Here is a 14,092-nt window from a genome sequence, read left to right as displayed (position 1 = left end):
TTTGACCAGTGCGTCGAGAGGCGAGACTGTCGCATCTCTAACTGGCCCAACTGTCGCATTACTAAATAGCCACTACATACAAAGATCAGATAAGATAGATTATGGAACTATAGATGATCCAGAATGCTGGTTTTCGGGCATATTGCACCCACTCTTGGCTTGACCCAGCCGTTGCCGACTGATTAGTCGTTCATCACGAAACCTCGTTTTGCAAGGCCCTATGCGATGAGCGAATTGCGCGTTCTTTCAGATGCTTTCATTCCGGAACTGCCAAACCGCTACAATGGCAAGGTGCGTGAAAACTATGATCTTCCCGGTGGCGAGCGCATCATCATCGCAACAGACCGGCTCAGCGCCTTCGACATCATCCTGACGTCCATTCCGCACAAGGGCCATGTGCTGACGCAGACAGCACGCTACTGGTTCGAAGAAACGGCCGACATCTGCCCGAACCATGTGATCAGTTATCCTGACCCGAATGTCGTCATCGGCAAGCGGCTCGATATCCTGCCGGTCGAAATCGTCGTGCGCGGCTATCTCGCCGGAACCACCAGCACCTCCATTCTGACGAAGTACCGCAACGGCGAACGTGACATGTACGGTATCCGTCTGCCTGACGGTCTGCGCGACAATCAGAAACTTCCGCAGGCGATCATAACGCCGACCAGCAAGGCTTTCGACGGCGGCCATGACGAGCCGCTTTCCACAGACGAGATTCTCGAGCAAGGCCTGCTGACGAGAGAGCAACTCGATACCGTATGGAGCTACGCGCTCTCGCTGTTTGCCCGCGGCCAGGCGCGTGCCGCCGAGCGCGGCCTCATCCTGGTCGACACAAAGTATGAATTCGGCACCGACAAGGATGGCACCATCATCCTCGCCGACGAGATCCATACGCCCGACAGTAGCCGGTACTGGATCGCCGACAGCTATCAGCAGAGCTTTGAAGCCGGCGAACGGCCGAAGAGCTTCGACAAGGATTTCGTACGCGCCTGGGTGACCGAGCGCTGCGACCCCTACAAGGATCCCGTTCCGGCAATCCCCCAGGAACTCGTCGAGCAGACATCCGCCGTCTACATCGAAGCCTACGAGAAGATCACCGGACGGACGTTCGTTCCGAACCTATCGGGCGGCACGGTACTGGAGCGCATTCGCAAGAACCTGACGCCCTATTTTTCGAAGTAAGTCGATATATTAGAAATTTCGAACGCAGCGAAATTCAGGCGTCGCCGAGTACCGTGACGTCAACCTCAAACTCGAGCCGCATCAAGTCATATGCCGGCTCCACATGGTCAGGCGTTTCGCCATGGACGGTGTCGTAATCGAGCGGCACATGCATATGCGTCAGCACGGCGCGCTTCGGGCGAAGCCGCTCGATCCAGCCGAGCGACTGCACCAGCGACAGGTGGCTCGGGTGAAACTTGTACTGCAGCGTATCGAGCACCAGAAGGTCCAGGTCGCCCAGCCGGCCGACCGTTTCCGGCGGAAAGTCGCTGACGTCGCTGCAATAGGCAAAATCGCCGACACGAAATCCGAGCGAATGAGTATTGCCGTGAAACTGCATCAGCGGCTGAAAGGCGATCGGCCCGCCGGCTCCGCTGATGACGACCGGCGACAGATCGTCAGCGATAATGTGGCCGTCTACGATCGGCGGGTAGCCGCTTCCAGGCGGCGATTCCAGGCAATAATGAAACCCTTCGCGGATCCGGCCCATCGTAAAGGCATCGGCCCAGATCGGTATGCGCTTCTTGTTTTCAATGACAAAACCGCGCAAGTCATCGATCCCGTGCAGATGATCCGCATGCGAATGCGTGTAGAGCACAGCGTCGATGTGGTGGATGTTGGTCGCAACCATCTGCGCTCGAAAATCAGGACCGGTGTCTACGACCACGGTCGTCTTGCCACCATCCGGCGCGATCTGTTCGACCAGCAAGGCGGCTCGCATGCGACGGTTCTTCGGATTGCCGGGATCGCAGGCACCCCAGTCACCGGTGATGCGCGGCACGCCGGGTGAAGAACCGCAGCCGAGAATGGTGAAGGCGCGCCTGAATGCCACCTTAGAGCCTCGGCATCTTGGAGAAGATGCGGAACGCGTTTTCGGTCGTGAGCGCCGCAACTTCGTCCTTTGACACGCCGATCGTATCGGCCAGCACCTCGGCGGTGTGCGCCACATAAGCCGGCTCGTTGCGCTTGCCGCGAAACGGCTTAGGCGCAAGGTAAGGCGCGTCGGTTTCGACGATCATCCTGTCATGCGGAACCGTCTTGGCAATCTCGCGCAACTCCTCCGATTTCGGAAACGTCAGGATACCAGAGAACGAGACATAGCCGCCGAGCTCGACGCCGATGCGCGCGAGCTCCGGACCGGACGAGAAGCAATGTAGAAGGAAGGGGAATGCGCCCTTCTCCGCCTCCTCGGTCAGGATCGCCGCCATGTCGTCATCTGCGGAGCGGCTGTGAATGACGAGCGGCAGCCCGGTTTCGCGTGCCGCCGCTATGTGCCGGCGCAGACCTTCGACTTGCGCGTCGCGCGGCGCGTTGTCGTAGAAGTAGTCGAGACCCGCCTCGCCGATCGCCACCACCTTCGGATGCGCCGAAAGCCGGACGAGATCATCCGCGGTAATATCGAGCTCCTCATCAGCATTGTGCGGGTGCGTGCCGACGGAACAGAAGACGTTCGGATAGGCTTCGGCGATCGCAAGGATCGTATCGAAGCGCTTCACGCGGGTGGAGATCGTGATCATCTGGCCGACGCCGGCCGCGCGCGCACGCCCGATGATGGCGTCGCGCTCGGCCTCGAAGTCGGGGAAATCCAGATGGCAATGGGTATCGATAAGCATGCCGATCGTGCCTTATTGCGCTTCCGGCGCGACGTAACGCGGGAAGACCGGCTTCGGCGCTTCGAGCGGCGTGCCGGAGACGAGGCGGCCCGCCTCGCCCAATGCCGCAAAATCGCGCTTGTCGGCCGGGGCCGCCACGAGATCGAGCAGCTTCCCGGAGGATTCCGGCATGAACGGCTGCAGGAGGATGGCGATCTGGCGCACAACCTCTGCGGTGACATAGAGCACGGTTGCCATCCGCGCCGGATCGGTCTTCTTCAACGCCCAGGGTTCCTGGCCGGCGAAGTAACGATCGGTCTCCGAAACCACGGCAATGATTGCCGCAAGCGCGCGGTGGATCATCTGCTTGCCCATTTCGTCACGGGTAATCTCGAGCAGAGCGTCGGCGGCCGCCAACATCGCTTTGTCTTCGTCGGTCAACGCACCGCAGACCGGAATCTGGCCATCGCAGTTCTTGACGATCATCGACAGCGAACGGCTCGCCAGGTTGCCGATGCCATTGGCAAGGTCGGAGTTGATGCGGGTGGCGATCCCCTCCTCGCTGTAGCTTCCGTCCTGGCCGAAGGAAACCTCGCGCAGGAAGAAGTAGCGGATCTGGTCGAGGCCGAAATGCTCGACGAGGTTGAAGGGATCGACGACGTTGCCGAGCGACTTCGACATCTTCTCGCCCTTGTTGAGCAGGAAGCCGTGCGCGAAAACGCGCTTGGGCAGCGGCAGGCCGGCCGACATCAGGAAAGCGGGCCAATAGACCGCGTGGAAGCGGATGATGTCCTTGCCGATGATATGAATGTTCGCGGGCCAGAATTTCGCACGCGGCCCCTGCGGGTTGTCGAGATAGCCGGTCGCGGTGATGTAGTTGGTCAGTGCGTCGACCCAGACATACATGACGTGGCTGGGATCGTTCGGCACCTTGATGCCCCAATCGAAGGTGGTGCGCGAAACCGACAGATCCTTGAGGCCTGATTTCACGAAGGAGATCACCTCGTTGCGGCGCTCGGCCGGACCGATGAAATCCGGGTTCTCTTCATAGAGCTTCAGCAGCTTGTCCTGGTATTCCGACAGCTTGAAGAAATAGCTCTGCTCCTCGACCCATTCGACCGGCGTGCCCTGCGGACCATAGCGCACGCCATCGGCGCGCAACTCTGTCTCGTTTTCCTGGTAGTAGGCTTCGTCACGCACCGAGTACCAGCCGGCATAGGAATCCTTGTAGAGGTCGCCCGCCTCCCCCATCCGGACCCATATGTCCTGCGACGCCTCGTGGTGGCGCTTCTCGGTAGTGCGGATGAAATCGTCATTCGATGCGTTGAGGAGCACCGCCATCTTCTGGAATTCCGAGGAGTTCCGATCGGCAAGCTCCTGTGGCGTCACCCCTTCGCGGCGCGCCGTCTGCTGCATCTTCTGACCGTGTTCGTCCGTGCCCGTCAGAAAGAAGACATCCCGTCCGTCCAGGCGCTGATAGCGCGCCATTGCATCCGTGGCGATCAACTCATAGGCGTGGCCGATATGCGGCTTGCCGTTCGGGTAGGAAATCGCAGTGGTGATGTAAAAGGGGGACGTGTCTCTCATAGGCGGATTCAATCTATCTCGGATGAAGCTACCGACGCTCTTAGCGCATACGCCGCAAGGAAGGAACCGGGAGATGGGAGAAAAGCCCGCATGGAAAGCAATGGCCGGACGCCACGCCTGCTTGTGCCGACGCGAACGAAACAATAGAACATAACAGAAACAAACATAAAGGAATCGCCATGCTGCGCCGTCTTGAACGTCAATTTGAAGCAGCGTCTGCCCGCTACGCCGAGGACAACGGCATCGAGCGGGATACCGACTGGTTTATCCTGAAGATGCAGGAAGAAATCGGCGAACTGACCCAGGCCTGGAACAAGCGCACCGGCCGCGGCAGACGGCATGGTAAATCAGAGGACGATTTGCAGGCAGACATGGCCGACGAAGCTGCAGATCTGCTGGGTCACGTGCTGCTTTTCGCCCATCATCACGATCTCGATCTCGTCGCGGCAATCAAACGAAAGTGGAAGTTTGAGATCGAGCTATAATGCTGCCTTGACGTCATCCAGCAACGAAAGAATGGTCTGCTTGCGATCGAGATTATAGGCGTCGCTGACGGTGAGACGTTCACCGGTCGTGGCCGAAAGCCGGGCGAAGCGTTCGGCGCGCATGATATCGCCGGCAACGGCCGCATCGCGGGCCTCGCGCATGAGCCGCCCGGTCAGCAGCGATGTGAAGAAGTCGAAAATCGTTTCGCTGTCCTTTGCCGAGAGAACGTCGGCAAGCTTGTGCATGTCCTTGCGAATTGCCGGCCCCTGCCCTTGGAGGATCCCCTCAAAGGTCGCGGCGATCTCAAGGCCACCGTAGTTGATCAGCTTCAGCGCCTCCGCAACGCTGCCGTTGGCCGAGGCCAGAATGCGGTCGGCATTCTCGCTCTGGAGATCAAAGCCAAGATGGTCGAGCGCCTGGCGCAGCGCCGGCGGCTCCAGCGGTTTCAGCCGTAGCGGCAGGCAACGCGAACGGATCGTCGGCAGCAGCTTACCTGGCGCATGCGTCAGCACCAGGAACAACGACCGACGCGGCGGCTCTTCGAGAATTTTCAGAATGGCGTTGGCGGCGTTGCGGTTTAGATCATCGGCCGGGTCTATGATGACGATGCGCCAATTGCCGGTGCCCGATGTCTGAGCGAAGAACTTGCCAGCCCTTCGCACTTCGTCAACCGTGATCGCGCCCTTCACCCTACCCGTCTTCTCGTCGACCGGCCGTGTCAGATGGAGGAGATTATGCGATGCGCCCGAGGCCAGCTGCCGGCCGACGATCGAAGCGGGGTCGGGATCCCCAAGACTTTCAGGCGCGGTCGCCGGATCCGGGTGATTGAGGATATGGCTGGCGAAGCGAAACGCAAGCGTTGCCTTACCGATCCCCTCCGGTCCTTCGATCAGGATGGCATGGTGCCCCTTGCCCGATCGGTAGCTCTGCGCCAGAAACGCTTCCGCCTGCTCATGGCCAAACAGCCGGTCGTTCTGGACCGGGGCAATCGCCCCTTCGAGCACACCGGGCGTCTCCGTCGTCATGGTGCGGACCCTGTGGATGTAGGCTCGGACATGTCGGCGTCTGCGAGCAGGTTTTCAAGGAGACCAAGCACCTCGGCGGCAATCGCCTCGGCGGATTGAGTGGCGTCGATGATGCGGCATCTGTCCGGATCGGCCTTTGCTATATCGAGGAAAGCCTCGCGGCGCTTTTCGTGCGTCTCCAGCTTTTCCTTCTCAAACCGATCCGGGCTGTCATCGCCGGCGCGGCGCTGGGCACGGTCGAGACCGATAGTCGCCGGCAGATCAAAGATAACCGTTCGATCAGGCACGACACCGTTGATCGCTACCCGCTCAAGCGTCTCGACAAAGGCCGGCTCCAGATTGCCGGTGATGCCCTGGTAGACGCGCGACGAATCCATGAAGCGGTCGCAAAGCACGATCGTTCCCCTGGAAAGCGCGGGGCGGATGACCTCTTCGACATGATCGCTGCGCGCCGCAGCAAACAGGATGGCCTCCATCCGCACGCCAAAGGCTTCGGCAGCCCCCGAAAGCAACACGTGACGCACCGCCTCGGCCCCGACAGATCCGCCCGGCTCGCGCGTTGTCAGCACTTCATGGCCCAGCGAACGCAGCGATTCGGCGAGCAGGCGCAATTGGGTCGACTTGCCAGCCCCTTCCCCGCCCTCGAATGTTACAAACAGACCTTTTGCCAGCGGCACGGTGCTTTCCTATATCGGCATGCAATTTTGCCCTGTTTAGCCGATTGGCCCAAACGATGAAACCACTGGGATCGGTTTTGTTACAGCCAGAAGAAGAGCAGTTCCTGGAGTGCGTCGAGAGCGCGGCTTGCCAAGGTGCCCTGGCCAACAGCCTCGGCGGTCTTGACGGGCACCTCGCGCAACAGTTTTTCGCCGTTCCAAAGTCGCACGACGCCGACTTCGGCCCCCGCTTCGACGGGAGCGCGCAGCGGCCACTTGTAGACGACGCGGGCCGTCAGGCGTTCCGGGTTGTTGACCGGCAGCAGCACGTCGACCGGCCCGCCGGCGACAAGCGCCACATGCGGGGCAGCACCACCGTAGATGCTGGCTTCACCGATCGCTTCGCCATCGGCAAAGATCCGCCGCTTTTCAAACGCCGTCATTGCCCAATCGAGCACCTTTCGGCTTTCCTCGGTGCGTTCCTTATCGGTCTCAAGGCCGCCCATCGCGAGGTAGACACGGCGATCGCCGCGCTGCATCGAGGCCGCCAGCGAAAAGCCGTAGCCTTCCGCAAACCCCGTCGCCACCCCGTCGACCCCGACATTAGCCGCAATCAACGGGTTCTTGTTGCGTTGAAGGATCTTGTTCCACTCGAACTCAGGCTGCGCGTAGAGCCGATAGAGATCGGGGTGCGCCTCGTGCAGATGACGGGTCAAAGCCACCAGTTCGCTCATGGTGATCTGGTTCTGCGGATCCGGTAGACCGGTTGCGTTGCGGAAGGTGGCGATCGGCATACCGAGCACGCGGGCACGGGCTGTCATCTTTTCGGCAAAGGCAGCCTCACTGCCGGCCATCCCCTCGCCAAGGATGATGCAGGCATCATTGGCAAGCTGAACGGCCACCCCTTGCAGCAGATCGGCCACGCGGATGCGTGACTTCAACGCCGCGAACATCGTCGAAGTGCCGGACGGTGCGCCGCCGGTGCGCCAGGCGTGTTCCGAAACCTCGAAGACAGTTTCGGCCGACAGTTCACCCTTGGCGATCGCCTCGGCGACGACTTCCATCGTCATCAACTTCGCAAGCGAGGCGGGTGGAACGGGGTCGTTCTCGGCGCGGGAGAACAGGACGGTGCCGGTTTCGGCATCCACCAACAGGATCTGTTTGGCCTTGGTGTCGAACGCCACCGGTGGCGTCTGAGCCGCAGCAGCGCCCGCAAGCAATGCCGCGCAACCAAACACGACCGAAAGCATCTTCAAGCGCATGGGAAACTCCGGCTTCCCATTGGGCATAGCAGCGTCATCAGAATGGCACAACGTCCCGATCTACCGGATCGCGCCGGTTCTGCCTTCACGCTTGGCATGGGCAACGATGGATTCGGGTGTAAGCGGATTGGTCTCGACCATGATCGCTTCAAACGGCGATTTGGCATCGCTCACCCGCACTTCCACGTAAGCGGCCGCATAGGCCATATTGCCGTCCGGCATCGGAATGTATTCCGGCCGCTCGCGCGGGATCGGCCCGATCTCCGGCAGCATCACGAATTCTTCCAGCGACTGCGGTGCGGAAAACTGCGGAACGGGTGCCGCAAGGGCCGTCACCGGGCTGCTTTCATCAAGAGACGATTTGGACGGAATGGTGAGCGTGCCGAGCTGATTGCGCATGGGCTCATTCGAGGCAACCATCACGCCTGTTGCAATCTGGCCTTCCGGCATGACGCCCGGGCTACGGTCGCCCTTCTTGACATAGGACGCCATGAGGTAGGGCATGTCGTTGCCTTCGAGCGGTGCGCGACCGACATATTGCACCCGAACCTTGGCACTGCCCTTTTGCTTGATGTCGAGCAGATCCGCCGTCTTCGAGGATACGTCGATGATCCGGCCATATTCATAGGGGCCGCGATCATTCACCCGAACGATGACGGAGGTGCCGTTTTCGGTGTTGGTGACACGCGCATAGCTCGGCAACGGGAATGTCGGATGGGCCGCCGAAAGATGGAGCTTGTCGTAGACCTCGCCATTGGCGGTCAGGCGTCCATGGAAAGCCGAACCATACCAGGACGCGACACCTGTCTTGTTGTAGCCGAAATCTTCCTTCGGCTGATACCACTTGCCCTTGACCTGATAGGCCTTACCAACCTGGAACCGGCCACCGCCCTTCGGGATGTTCTTGCCGGTGGCGACACGGGGGCTCGCCTTCACGCCATAAACCGACTCGGCAAAGTATTCTTTGCTCCTCGGCTTGCTCTTCTTGATACTGGACGTCGATCCGCACGCCGCAAGCGTTGCGCAAAGCACGGGAACCGCCGCAAGGCGCAGTCCCTTGATCAGATATGCCGCATTTTTACTGGATGTCATCTGTCCCACAACATCATTCGAACAAGCCGTACTCGAAACCTTCCACTCTTGCCCCCAAGCGGAAATCTCGGCGTCCCGAAACGGAACAGTCGATTAATCATGACAGCAACAAGGCAAAAATGCGAACCGGCGAACAGCCGAGCGCCCGAAATCTCCGGTTATGGTTTACGAATGATTACCAAGACAGATGGGCAAGCTGACGCGTTCAGAAAATCTTGCCGCCGACGCATGTTAAATCTTGCAAAGTGACAAGCCTTCGCGCAATAACGCCCTGCCCGGAGGAGTGGCCGAGCGGTTTAAGGCACCGGTCTTGAAAACCGGCGTGCGTGAAAGCGTACCGTGGGTTCGAATCCCACCTCCTCCGCCATCCACTGTCTCATTTCTTGCCATTCGACGTCGAGCTCGATCGAAACCGCGAGTGTTCGAGCGGTTTCCGATTGCCCCTTTGGCGCGCACATGCTGCCGTCGCGCCGGTATTCAGGCATGCATTTGGAAGGCGGGCGTCAGGTCCGCTTGCCATCCCGGAGGAATTGGGTGAAAGTCTGATTCCGGCCCTTCGAGGCCTGGGCAATCTCCCACAACTGGAGAAAACCATGCCTCTTAAATATCTGACGACAGCCGCTTTTTTTGCTGTTCTGACGCTGTCGGGCTGCGCAAGCACTGGCGACGCCAACACGACCTACGCCCAATGGCAAGGGCCTTCGCCGGAACCAGATCCATCGGCAGCCAGCCCCGGCGGCTTCCGCCTCAGCTACTGAGGCGCTGTCTTTTTTGCCACGGAGAGCGACAGCTCGTCCGTGCGACCGCCAATTATTGGGCCAAGGTGCGAAAGCGTCGCGCTGGGGCTATCGAACACGATCCGGCACCACAGCAATCTCGATAGAACGAGGGTTCTGAATCCTCTGGCCGTTTGATGCGGCTTGCTTCAAATCTGGCCGGAACGCGGCTTTCGACCGGATCGGGATACATTCGGCGAATTCGCCGTGAAACAACTTATGGCAACCGAAAACGTTGACTCCCGCTTCATTAGGGCGCCTTCATATGTGGTCATCCAACAGTTGAGGAACTGAGCGATGCCCACCTTCATCATAGAGCGCGAAGTACCCGGAGCCGACAAGCTTAGTCAGGACGACCTCTGCGCGCTGTCGGCGAAATCCAACGCAGTCGTTGCAGATCTCGGCGTCCCCTACACATGGATCACCAGCTATGTCGCCGGCGACAAGATCTACTGCGTCCACGAGGCGCCAAGCGCCGACGTTATTCGCGAACATGCCGAACGAGGCGGATTTCCGGCCAACAAGATCACCGAGGTCGCCGCCGTGATTGGGCCCACGACAGCCTCTCAGGGGCGCGGCAAATAACAGAGTCGGTGTTATAATCACGCCAGCGGAACATTGACCTCATTTCAGGCCATGGCGCCCGCCCGAACCAATGCACACCGAGCGCCGTCATTGACTTCCGGCCGTATCAATGCACGCTAGTCCGCCGGTCATTCGGCGCCCACATGGGCTCCCCGGCACGCCTTTCCAAGGAGACGAACATGGCAAAAGGTCAAGTGCGAAGCAACCGCGAGGTTAGAAAGCCCAAGAAGGACAAGACCGTCAAAGCCGCCGTTACGCCAGAAGGCTCCCAGGTGAAGCTTGCAGGCAGCAGCTTCTCTTTGGGCAAGAAAGACAAAAAGTAAGGCAGCCGCTCCAACCTCGAAAATCAAATACGCCTTTAGGTTTTATCAGTGGCCAGTCGGACCGGATGTGCACGTCTCCGCACATCAAGGGCGACTGGTCCCGCGACAACAAACCAGCAATGATGCCGGCTCCGCAGCACACCCGACCGGCGCGTGAACCTTCCCGCAGACACAGGAAACACTGCCGGCGGCGCTTGCCAGTCGTCTCCCGTCGCGACCCCCAAGGCCGATCTGCCGCCAGCCATGCCGCTCGGGGCCGATACCGGAGAAGCAACAAACGCCCCGAAACACTCGCTCTTCCAAACAATCTTCGTGTCTTCGCTGCCACAGCTTGAAGAGCGATCGTCGCCTTTCGCAAAGAACTGTTGAACACGGCATGGGTACGCGGCCTGCTTGCTGGACTCCGGAACGAAAGCACGGTTCACATCGTTAACCAATCTATCGGCACCACTTCTGACCTAGCGGACGTCCATCGTGCTTGCAGCCTTGCTTATCGCCTCGATTTTCGCATCGCCCCACATCGCCCTTAGCGCGGCCACGGTCGACGACCTGCAAACGGACTTCGAATCGGCCATCCCCTGCCAGCAGATCGACGGTCGGAATGTCTGGAAAGGCTCGATCGCCTATTATATCCAGTCATTCGTCTACCAAGGCGACACGCCGGTGGCGACCGACGCGGCAGATGCCGTGCTGCCGGAGGACAACTCTGCCGAGACCGTGAAGGAGTTCGAGGACGCCTGTTCGGCAACGCAGCCGGCTTGAAACGCCCTCTCCTCGACATGCCCGCTGTCCCAACCGCTTATCTCGGCGCTACTTCCATTCTTTACCATCGCTCGTGGCACACCCTCGTGGTGGCAATCCTTTGCCAAAGGTGAACTTTAACCGGTCACAACCCCACTGGCGGACCGGCCCCGGCATCATCGCATTCAATGCGATGCCGACTTCATCGAACGGGCTCTGCCTGTTGTCGACATATTGATACCAGCGAAACCCGAGGACGGCGGTCGCTGCGATAACGATCGTCGACAGGATCCGAATCAGCGTTTTCATTGCATCCTCATTCGGTGAAAAGCGCGAGGCATGGCAGCTCCGCATGGCATACCCAGCATCGAGGCAGCGGATAGGCGCACGATTGATACAACATTCACGGAATTTTAGGCACTTGCGGAACACATATGGAACAGATAGTGTCTGTTCTTGATTTGTTTCACGCCTCTGGAGCGACTTGCCATGCTGACCCGCAAGCAACAGGAATTGCTTCTTTTCATCCACGAACGCATGAAGGAGTCCGGTGTACCGCCATCCTTCGACGAGATGAAGGATGCACTCGACCTGGCATCGAAGTCGGGCATTCACCGGCTGATTACGGCGCTAGAGGAACGCGGTTTCATTCGACGCCTTCCCAACCGCGCCCGGGCGCTTGAGGTCATCAAGCTGCCGGAAGCTTACGCGGGAAGCGCTCAGCCGCGTCGCGGGTTTTCACCAAGCGTCATCGAAGGAAGTCTCGGCAAACCTCCCGCCCCCGCCCCGGTTGCCGCGAAAGCGCCGCCGGCGGCAGACAACAGCTCCGTCTCGGTTCCGGTCATGGGCCGCATTGCCGCCGGCGTACCGATCTCGGCAATACAGAACAACACACACGATATTACCGTGCCGCTCGATATGATCGGCAGCGGCGAGCACTACGCCCTTGAAGTGAAGGGTGATTCGATGATCGAGGCCGGCATCTTCGACGGCGACACGGTGATCATCCGCAATGCCACGACGGCAAACCCCGGCGACATCATCGTCGCACTTGTCGATGACGAGGAAGCGACGTTGAAGCGCTTCCGGCGCAAAGGCGCATCGATTGCACTCGAGGCGGCCAATCCGGCCTACGAGACGCGCATCTTCGGCCCGGACCGCGTCAAGATACAGGGCAAGCTCGTTGGCTTGATCCGTCGCTATCACTAAGCCAGATGATGATGGCTGTCTTTCTGCTGGACAGGCCTTCTTGTGCTTGAACGTCTCGCCACCCAAGAGGTAGCGAGACGGATGTGGTCAGGTTGAGCGTTTTACGCGCTCGACAATTTTCATTCGTGAATGGAGTACTCGCCCAACTCACAGAGGTCCTGCATGTCTTCGGTCGTGTCGAGACCGGAGCCTTCCTCGAATTCGAAGCGCATGTCGTATTTGCAGACATCGCGTCCGTCGGCGATGGTAATTTCCATGCTCTCGCCCGGATTAAGCACCTGCCGCCCGAAGACATCGTCTTCCCACTGATCGACGCCAACCGGCGAGGTATAGAAGTTCGTCAGAACGGCTTTCGTCTTGTTCTTCAGCTGAAAGACGAGATCCTCAGCGCTTGCGGTGGCCGTCGTTGCGGCAAAAATGGCAAGAGCAGTCAGGGCGATCTTACATTTCATTTTATGTCATTTCCTCCATTGTCGGTTTTGTTTGACGCTACCTATACGGGTCGCATCGCTGGAATATTCATTCCTGATGTCGTCTAGAGACAATAATCTTTGCACTGACAATACGGGCAGAATCACCATTTCGGGGCAGGTCGCCGGCAAGCCAGATCCGCGCATGCCTATTCGCGGCGCAAACGCGTGAAGCGCACGCGCGCGCGTCGGATCACCCATGAAGAATAACTGACATCGGCGGAGAATAAGGAACAGGCTGACATCGCCACTGCTGCGCCAGGTGTGCCCCGAATCTTGGCAGCCCGCGAAGCCGGGCATGCCTGCAAAGGCGATAGCCCACAGATGAGTGACGTCGCGGCATGAGGAGCAAATTAGAATGAGTCGGCGGCTCAATCATGCATCGCACTTGCAGCGATTGTCACTCGCCCACCGAGGGCGCGGGTCAGCGCGTCAGGCACAAAGGGTGCTAGGGAAAAGGGATACGCTGCCTACGCACGGAAACCGAATCTGATCTTCCTCAGAGCCATGGATCCCTTGAGCCCAACGCACCCGACGATCGCACCGTTGCCTTTCGACGATGGCAGCCTAGTTACCCATTCGCGTAACCAAGTGAGGAACTGCTGAATGAACCGTAATAGCCTCTATCTCGTCATCGCCGTGCTCGCTGTCGCCGTCATCGGGCTCGGCGTCTATGCTTATCGTGAGGAAACGAAACCTGCCGGTGTCGAGATCAAGATTGGCGAGGGCGGCGTTTCCGTTCAGGAGAATTGAGCAGGCCGCGCATTTTCCCAATGCGGCAACGAGCGGCTGATTTCTGATCGGCGGCAGCGCGTCGCGTTGTCACCACCTCCAGATTACTGGTTGCTCAGGTGGGGCTAGGCTAGCAACGGCTGAAATTTGCTGCACCGGCAATTTGAGACCATAGAGCCCCGCGCCATGATTGCCCAAGCCATGCATTGGGCCCACCCTCAGCGTGGAGTGGGCGCCCGATGCTCAATCAAGCGCTTTCTCTTCGCAGATAGCCTCCACCGCAAGTCGTCGACCGTCGCGCCGATGGGACGGCGGCATGTGGTGTGGAAGCTCGC

General features: G+C 59.5%; 17 protein-coding genes and 1 tRNA gene. 9 read left to right on the top strand and 9 right to left on the bottom strand.

Going from position 1 to position 14,092, the window contains the following annotated elements:
* Window positions 1-234: 234 nt before the first annotated feature.
* A complete protein-coding gene (locus AC07UR_RS21120; protein ID WP_209792442.1) occupies window positions 235-1,182 on the top strand; it encodes a phosphoribosylaminoimidazolesuccinocarboxamide synthase in 948 nt (315 codons plus the stop codon).
* Window positions 1,183-1,216: 34 nt separating this feature from the next.
* Here the strand turns inward: AC07UR_RS21120 and AC07UR_RS21115 are convergent, their stop codons facing one another.
* The 3 genes from AC07UR_RS21115 to metG are packed head-to-tail and all read right to left on the bottom strand — an operon-like array spanning window position 1,217 to window position 4,400.
* Complete coding sequence (locus AC07UR_RS21115; protein ID WP_209792436.1) at window positions 1,217-2,053, bottom strand: MBL fold metallo-hydrolase; 837 nt, start codon at window positions 2,051-2,053, stop codon at window positions 1,217-1,219.
* A 1-nt stretch (window position 2,054) separates the two neighbouring features.
* Window positions 2,055-2,834, bottom strand: coding sequence for a TatD family hydrolase (locus AC07UR_RS21110; RefSeq protein ID WP_209792433.1), 780 nt, complete (start codon window positions 2,832-2,834; stop codon window positions 2,055-2,057).
* A 12-nt stretch (window positions 2,835-2,846) separates the two neighbouring features.
* Complete coding sequence (gene metG / locus AC07UR_RS21105; protein ID WP_173419978.1) at window positions 2,847-4,400, bottom strand: methionine--tRNA ligase; 1,554 nt, start codon at window positions 4,398-4,400, stop codon at window positions 2,847-2,849.
* Window positions 4,401-4,579: 179 nt separating this feature from the next.
* Here metG and AC07UR_RS21100 point away from each other — a divergent pair, with 179 nt between their 5' ends.
* Window positions 4,580-4,885 (top strand): pyrophosphohydrolase domain-containing protein, encoded by a 306-nt coding sequence (locus tag AC07UR_RS21100; RefSeq protein ID WP_209792431.1) that lies wholly within the window; start codon window positions 4,580-4,582, stop codon window positions 4,883-4,885.
* Here the strand turns inward: AC07UR_RS21100 and AC07UR_RS21095 are convergent.
* The 4 genes from AC07UR_RS21095 to AC07UR_RS21080 form a co-directional block, all read right to left on the bottom strand.
* A complete protein-coding gene (locus tag AC07UR_RS21095) occupies window positions 4,880-5,911 on the bottom strand; it encodes a DNA polymerase III subunit delta' (RefSeq protein WP_209792429.1) in 1,032 nt (343 codons plus the stop codon). The two genes, AC07UR_RS21100 and AC07UR_RS21095, sit on opposite strands and share 6 nt — an antisense overlap.
* Window positions 5,908-6,588: a dTMP kinase gene (gene tmk / locus AC07UR_RS21090; protein WP_327795890.1), complete on the bottom strand. Its 681-nt coding sequence runs from the start codon at window positions 6,586-6,588 to the stop codon at window positions 5,908-5,910. The genes AC07UR_RS21095 and tmk overlap by 4 nt, the downstream gene beginning before the upstream one ends.
* 80 nt (window positions 6,589-6,668) lie before the next feature.
* A complete protein-coding gene (locus tag AC07UR_RS21085) occupies window positions 6,669-7,829 on the bottom strand; it encodes a D-alanyl-D-alanine carboxypeptidase family protein (RefSeq protein WP_173419975.1) in 1,161 nt (386 codons plus the stop codon).
* A gap of 60 nt (window positions 7,830-7,889) precedes the next feature.
* Window positions 7,890-8,921, bottom strand: coding sequence for a septal ring lytic transglycosylase RlpA family protein (locus AC07UR_RS21080; RefSeq protein ID WP_209792427.1), 1,032 nt, complete (start codon window positions 8,919-8,921; stop codon window positions 7,890-7,892).
* A gap of 277 nt (window positions 8,922-9,198) precedes the next feature.
* Here AC07UR_RS21080 and AC07UR_RS21075 point away from each other — a divergent pair.
* From AC07UR_RS21075 to AC07UR_RS21055, 5 genes are all read left to right on the top strand, one after another.
* Window positions 9,199-9,288: transfer RNA gene (locus AC07UR_RS21075), tRNA-Ser, on the top strand.
* A 226-nt stretch (window positions 9,289-9,514) separates the two neighbouring features.
* Window positions 9,515-9,679 (top strand): hypothetical protein, encoded by a 165-nt coding sequence (locus AC07UR_RS21070; RefSeq protein WP_173419973.1) that lies wholly within the window; start codon window positions 9,515-9,517, stop codon window positions 9,677-9,679.
* 315 nt (window positions 9,680-9,994) lie between these two features.
* Window positions 9,995-10,282 carry a DUF4242 domain-containing protein gene (locus AC07UR_RS21065; protein WP_173419972.1) on the top strand — a complete coding sequence of 96 codons (288 nt, stop codon included), beginning with the start codon at window positions 9,995-9,997 and terminating at the stop codon, window positions 10,280-10,282.
* Window positions 10,283-10,461: 179 nt separating this feature from the next.
* Window positions 10,462-10,605: a hypothetical protein gene (locus AC07UR_RS21060; protein ID WP_171986879.1), complete on the top strand. Its 144-nt coding sequence runs from the start codon at window positions 10,462-10,464 to the stop codon at window positions 10,603-10,605.
* A gap of 474 nt (window positions 10,606-11,079) precedes the next feature.
* Complete coding sequence (locus AC07UR_RS21055; RefSeq protein WP_209792425.1) at window positions 11,080-11,367, top strand: hypothetical protein; 288 nt, start codon at window positions 11,080-11,082, stop codon at window positions 11,365-11,367.
* 48 nt (window positions 11,368-11,415) lie between these two features.
* On the opposite strand, the gene AC07UR_RS21050 is transcribed toward AC07UR_RS21055, so the two are convergent.
* Window positions 11,416-11,655 (bottom strand): hypothetical protein, encoded by a 240-nt coding sequence (locus tag AC07UR_RS21050; protein ID WP_209792423.1) that lies wholly within the window; start codon window positions 11,653-11,655, stop codon window positions 11,416-11,418.
* A gap of 180 nt (window positions 11,656-11,835) precedes the next feature.
* On the opposite strand from AC07UR_RS21050, the gene lexA reads away from it, so the two are divergent.
* Window positions 11,836-12,555 (top strand): transcriptional repressor LexA, encoded by a 720-nt coding sequence (gene lexA, locus AC07UR_RS21045; RefSeq protein WP_209792421.1) that lies wholly within the window; start codon window positions 11,836-11,838, stop codon window positions 12,553-12,555.
* Window positions 12,556-12,674: 119 nt separating this feature from the next.
* Here lexA and AC07UR_RS21040 read toward each other — a convergent pair whose 3' ends face one another.
* Window positions 12,675-13,007, bottom strand: a complete 333-nt coding sequence (locus tag AC07UR_RS21040; protein ID WP_173419967.1) for a hypothetical protein — start codon at window positions 13,005-13,007, stop codon at window positions 12,675-12,677.
* 624 nt (window positions 13,008-13,631) lie between these two features.
* Here AC07UR_RS21040 and AC07UR_RS21035 point away from each other — a divergent pair.
* Entirely contained in the window at window positions 13,632-13,778 is a 147-nt protein-coding gene (locus AC07UR_RS21035; RefSeq protein WP_173419966.1) for a hypothetical protein, read from the top strand.
* Window positions 13,779-14,092 lie beyond the last annotated feature (314 nt).

Source organism: Ensifer sp. GW821-FHT05G01, assembly GCF_059419585.1.
Note: the sequence above shows the minus strand (reverse complement) of the source record. Positions and strands in the feature narration are given on the sequence as shown.

What these genes read in the sequence shown, in the direction of transcription:
- AC07UR_RS21110 (WP_209792433.1), bottom strand. Translation starts at nt 2,834, where the DNA reads ATGCTTATCGATACCCATTGCCATCTGGATTTCCCCGACTTCGAGGCC.
- metG (WP_173419978.1), bottom strand. Translation starts at nt 4,400, where the DNA reads ATGAGAGACACGTCCCCCTTTTACATCACCACTGCGATTTCCTACCCG.
- AC07UR_RS21100 (WP_209792431.1), top strand. Translation starts at nt 4,580, where the DNA reads ATGCTGCGCCGTCTTGAACGTCAATTTGAAGCAGCGTCTGCCCGCTAC.
- AC07UR_RS21095 (WP_209792429.1), bottom strand. Translation starts at nt 5,911, where the DNA reads ATGACGACGGAGACGCCCGGTGTGCTCGAAGGGGCGATTGCCCCGGTC.
- AC07UR_RS21085 (WP_173419975.1), bottom strand. Translation starts at nt 7,829, where the DNA reads ATGCGCTTGAAGATGCTTTCGGTCGTGTTTGGTTGCGCGGCATTGCTT.
- AC07UR_RS21080 (WP_209792427.1), bottom strand. Translation starts at nt 8,921, where the DNA reads ATGACATCCAGTAAAAATGCGGCATATCTGATCAAGGGACTGCGCCTT.
- AC07UR_RS21070 (WP_173419973.1), top strand. Translation starts at nt 9,515, where the DNA reads ATGCCTCTTAAATATCTGACGACAGCCGCTTTTTTTGCTGTTCTGACG.
- AC07UR_RS21065 (WP_173419972.1), top strand. Translation starts at nt 9,995, where the DNA reads ATGCCCACCTTCATCATAGAGCGCGAAGTACCCGGAGCCGACAAGCTT.
- AC07UR_RS21060 (WP_171986879.1), top strand. Translation starts at nt 10,462, where the DNA reads ATGGCAAAAGGTCAAGTGCGAAGCAACCGCGAGGTTAGAAAGCCCAAG.
- AC07UR_RS21050 (WP_209792423.1), bottom strand. Translation starts at nt 11,655, where the DNA reads ATGAAAACGCTGATTCGGATCCTGTCGACGATCGTTATCGCAGCGACC.
- lexA (WP_209792421.1), top strand. Translation starts at nt 11,836, where the DNA reads ATGCTGACCCGCAAGCAACAGGAATTGCTTCTTTTCATCCACGAACGC.
- AC07UR_RS21040 (WP_173419967.1), bottom strand. Translation starts at nt 13,007, where the DNA reads ATGAAATGTAAGATCGCCCTGACTGCTCTTGCCATTTTTGCCGCAACG.
- AC07UR_RS21035 (WP_173419966.1), top strand. Translation starts at nt 13,632, where the DNA reads ATGAACCGTAATAGCCTCTATCTCGTCATCGCCGTGCTCGCTGTCGCC.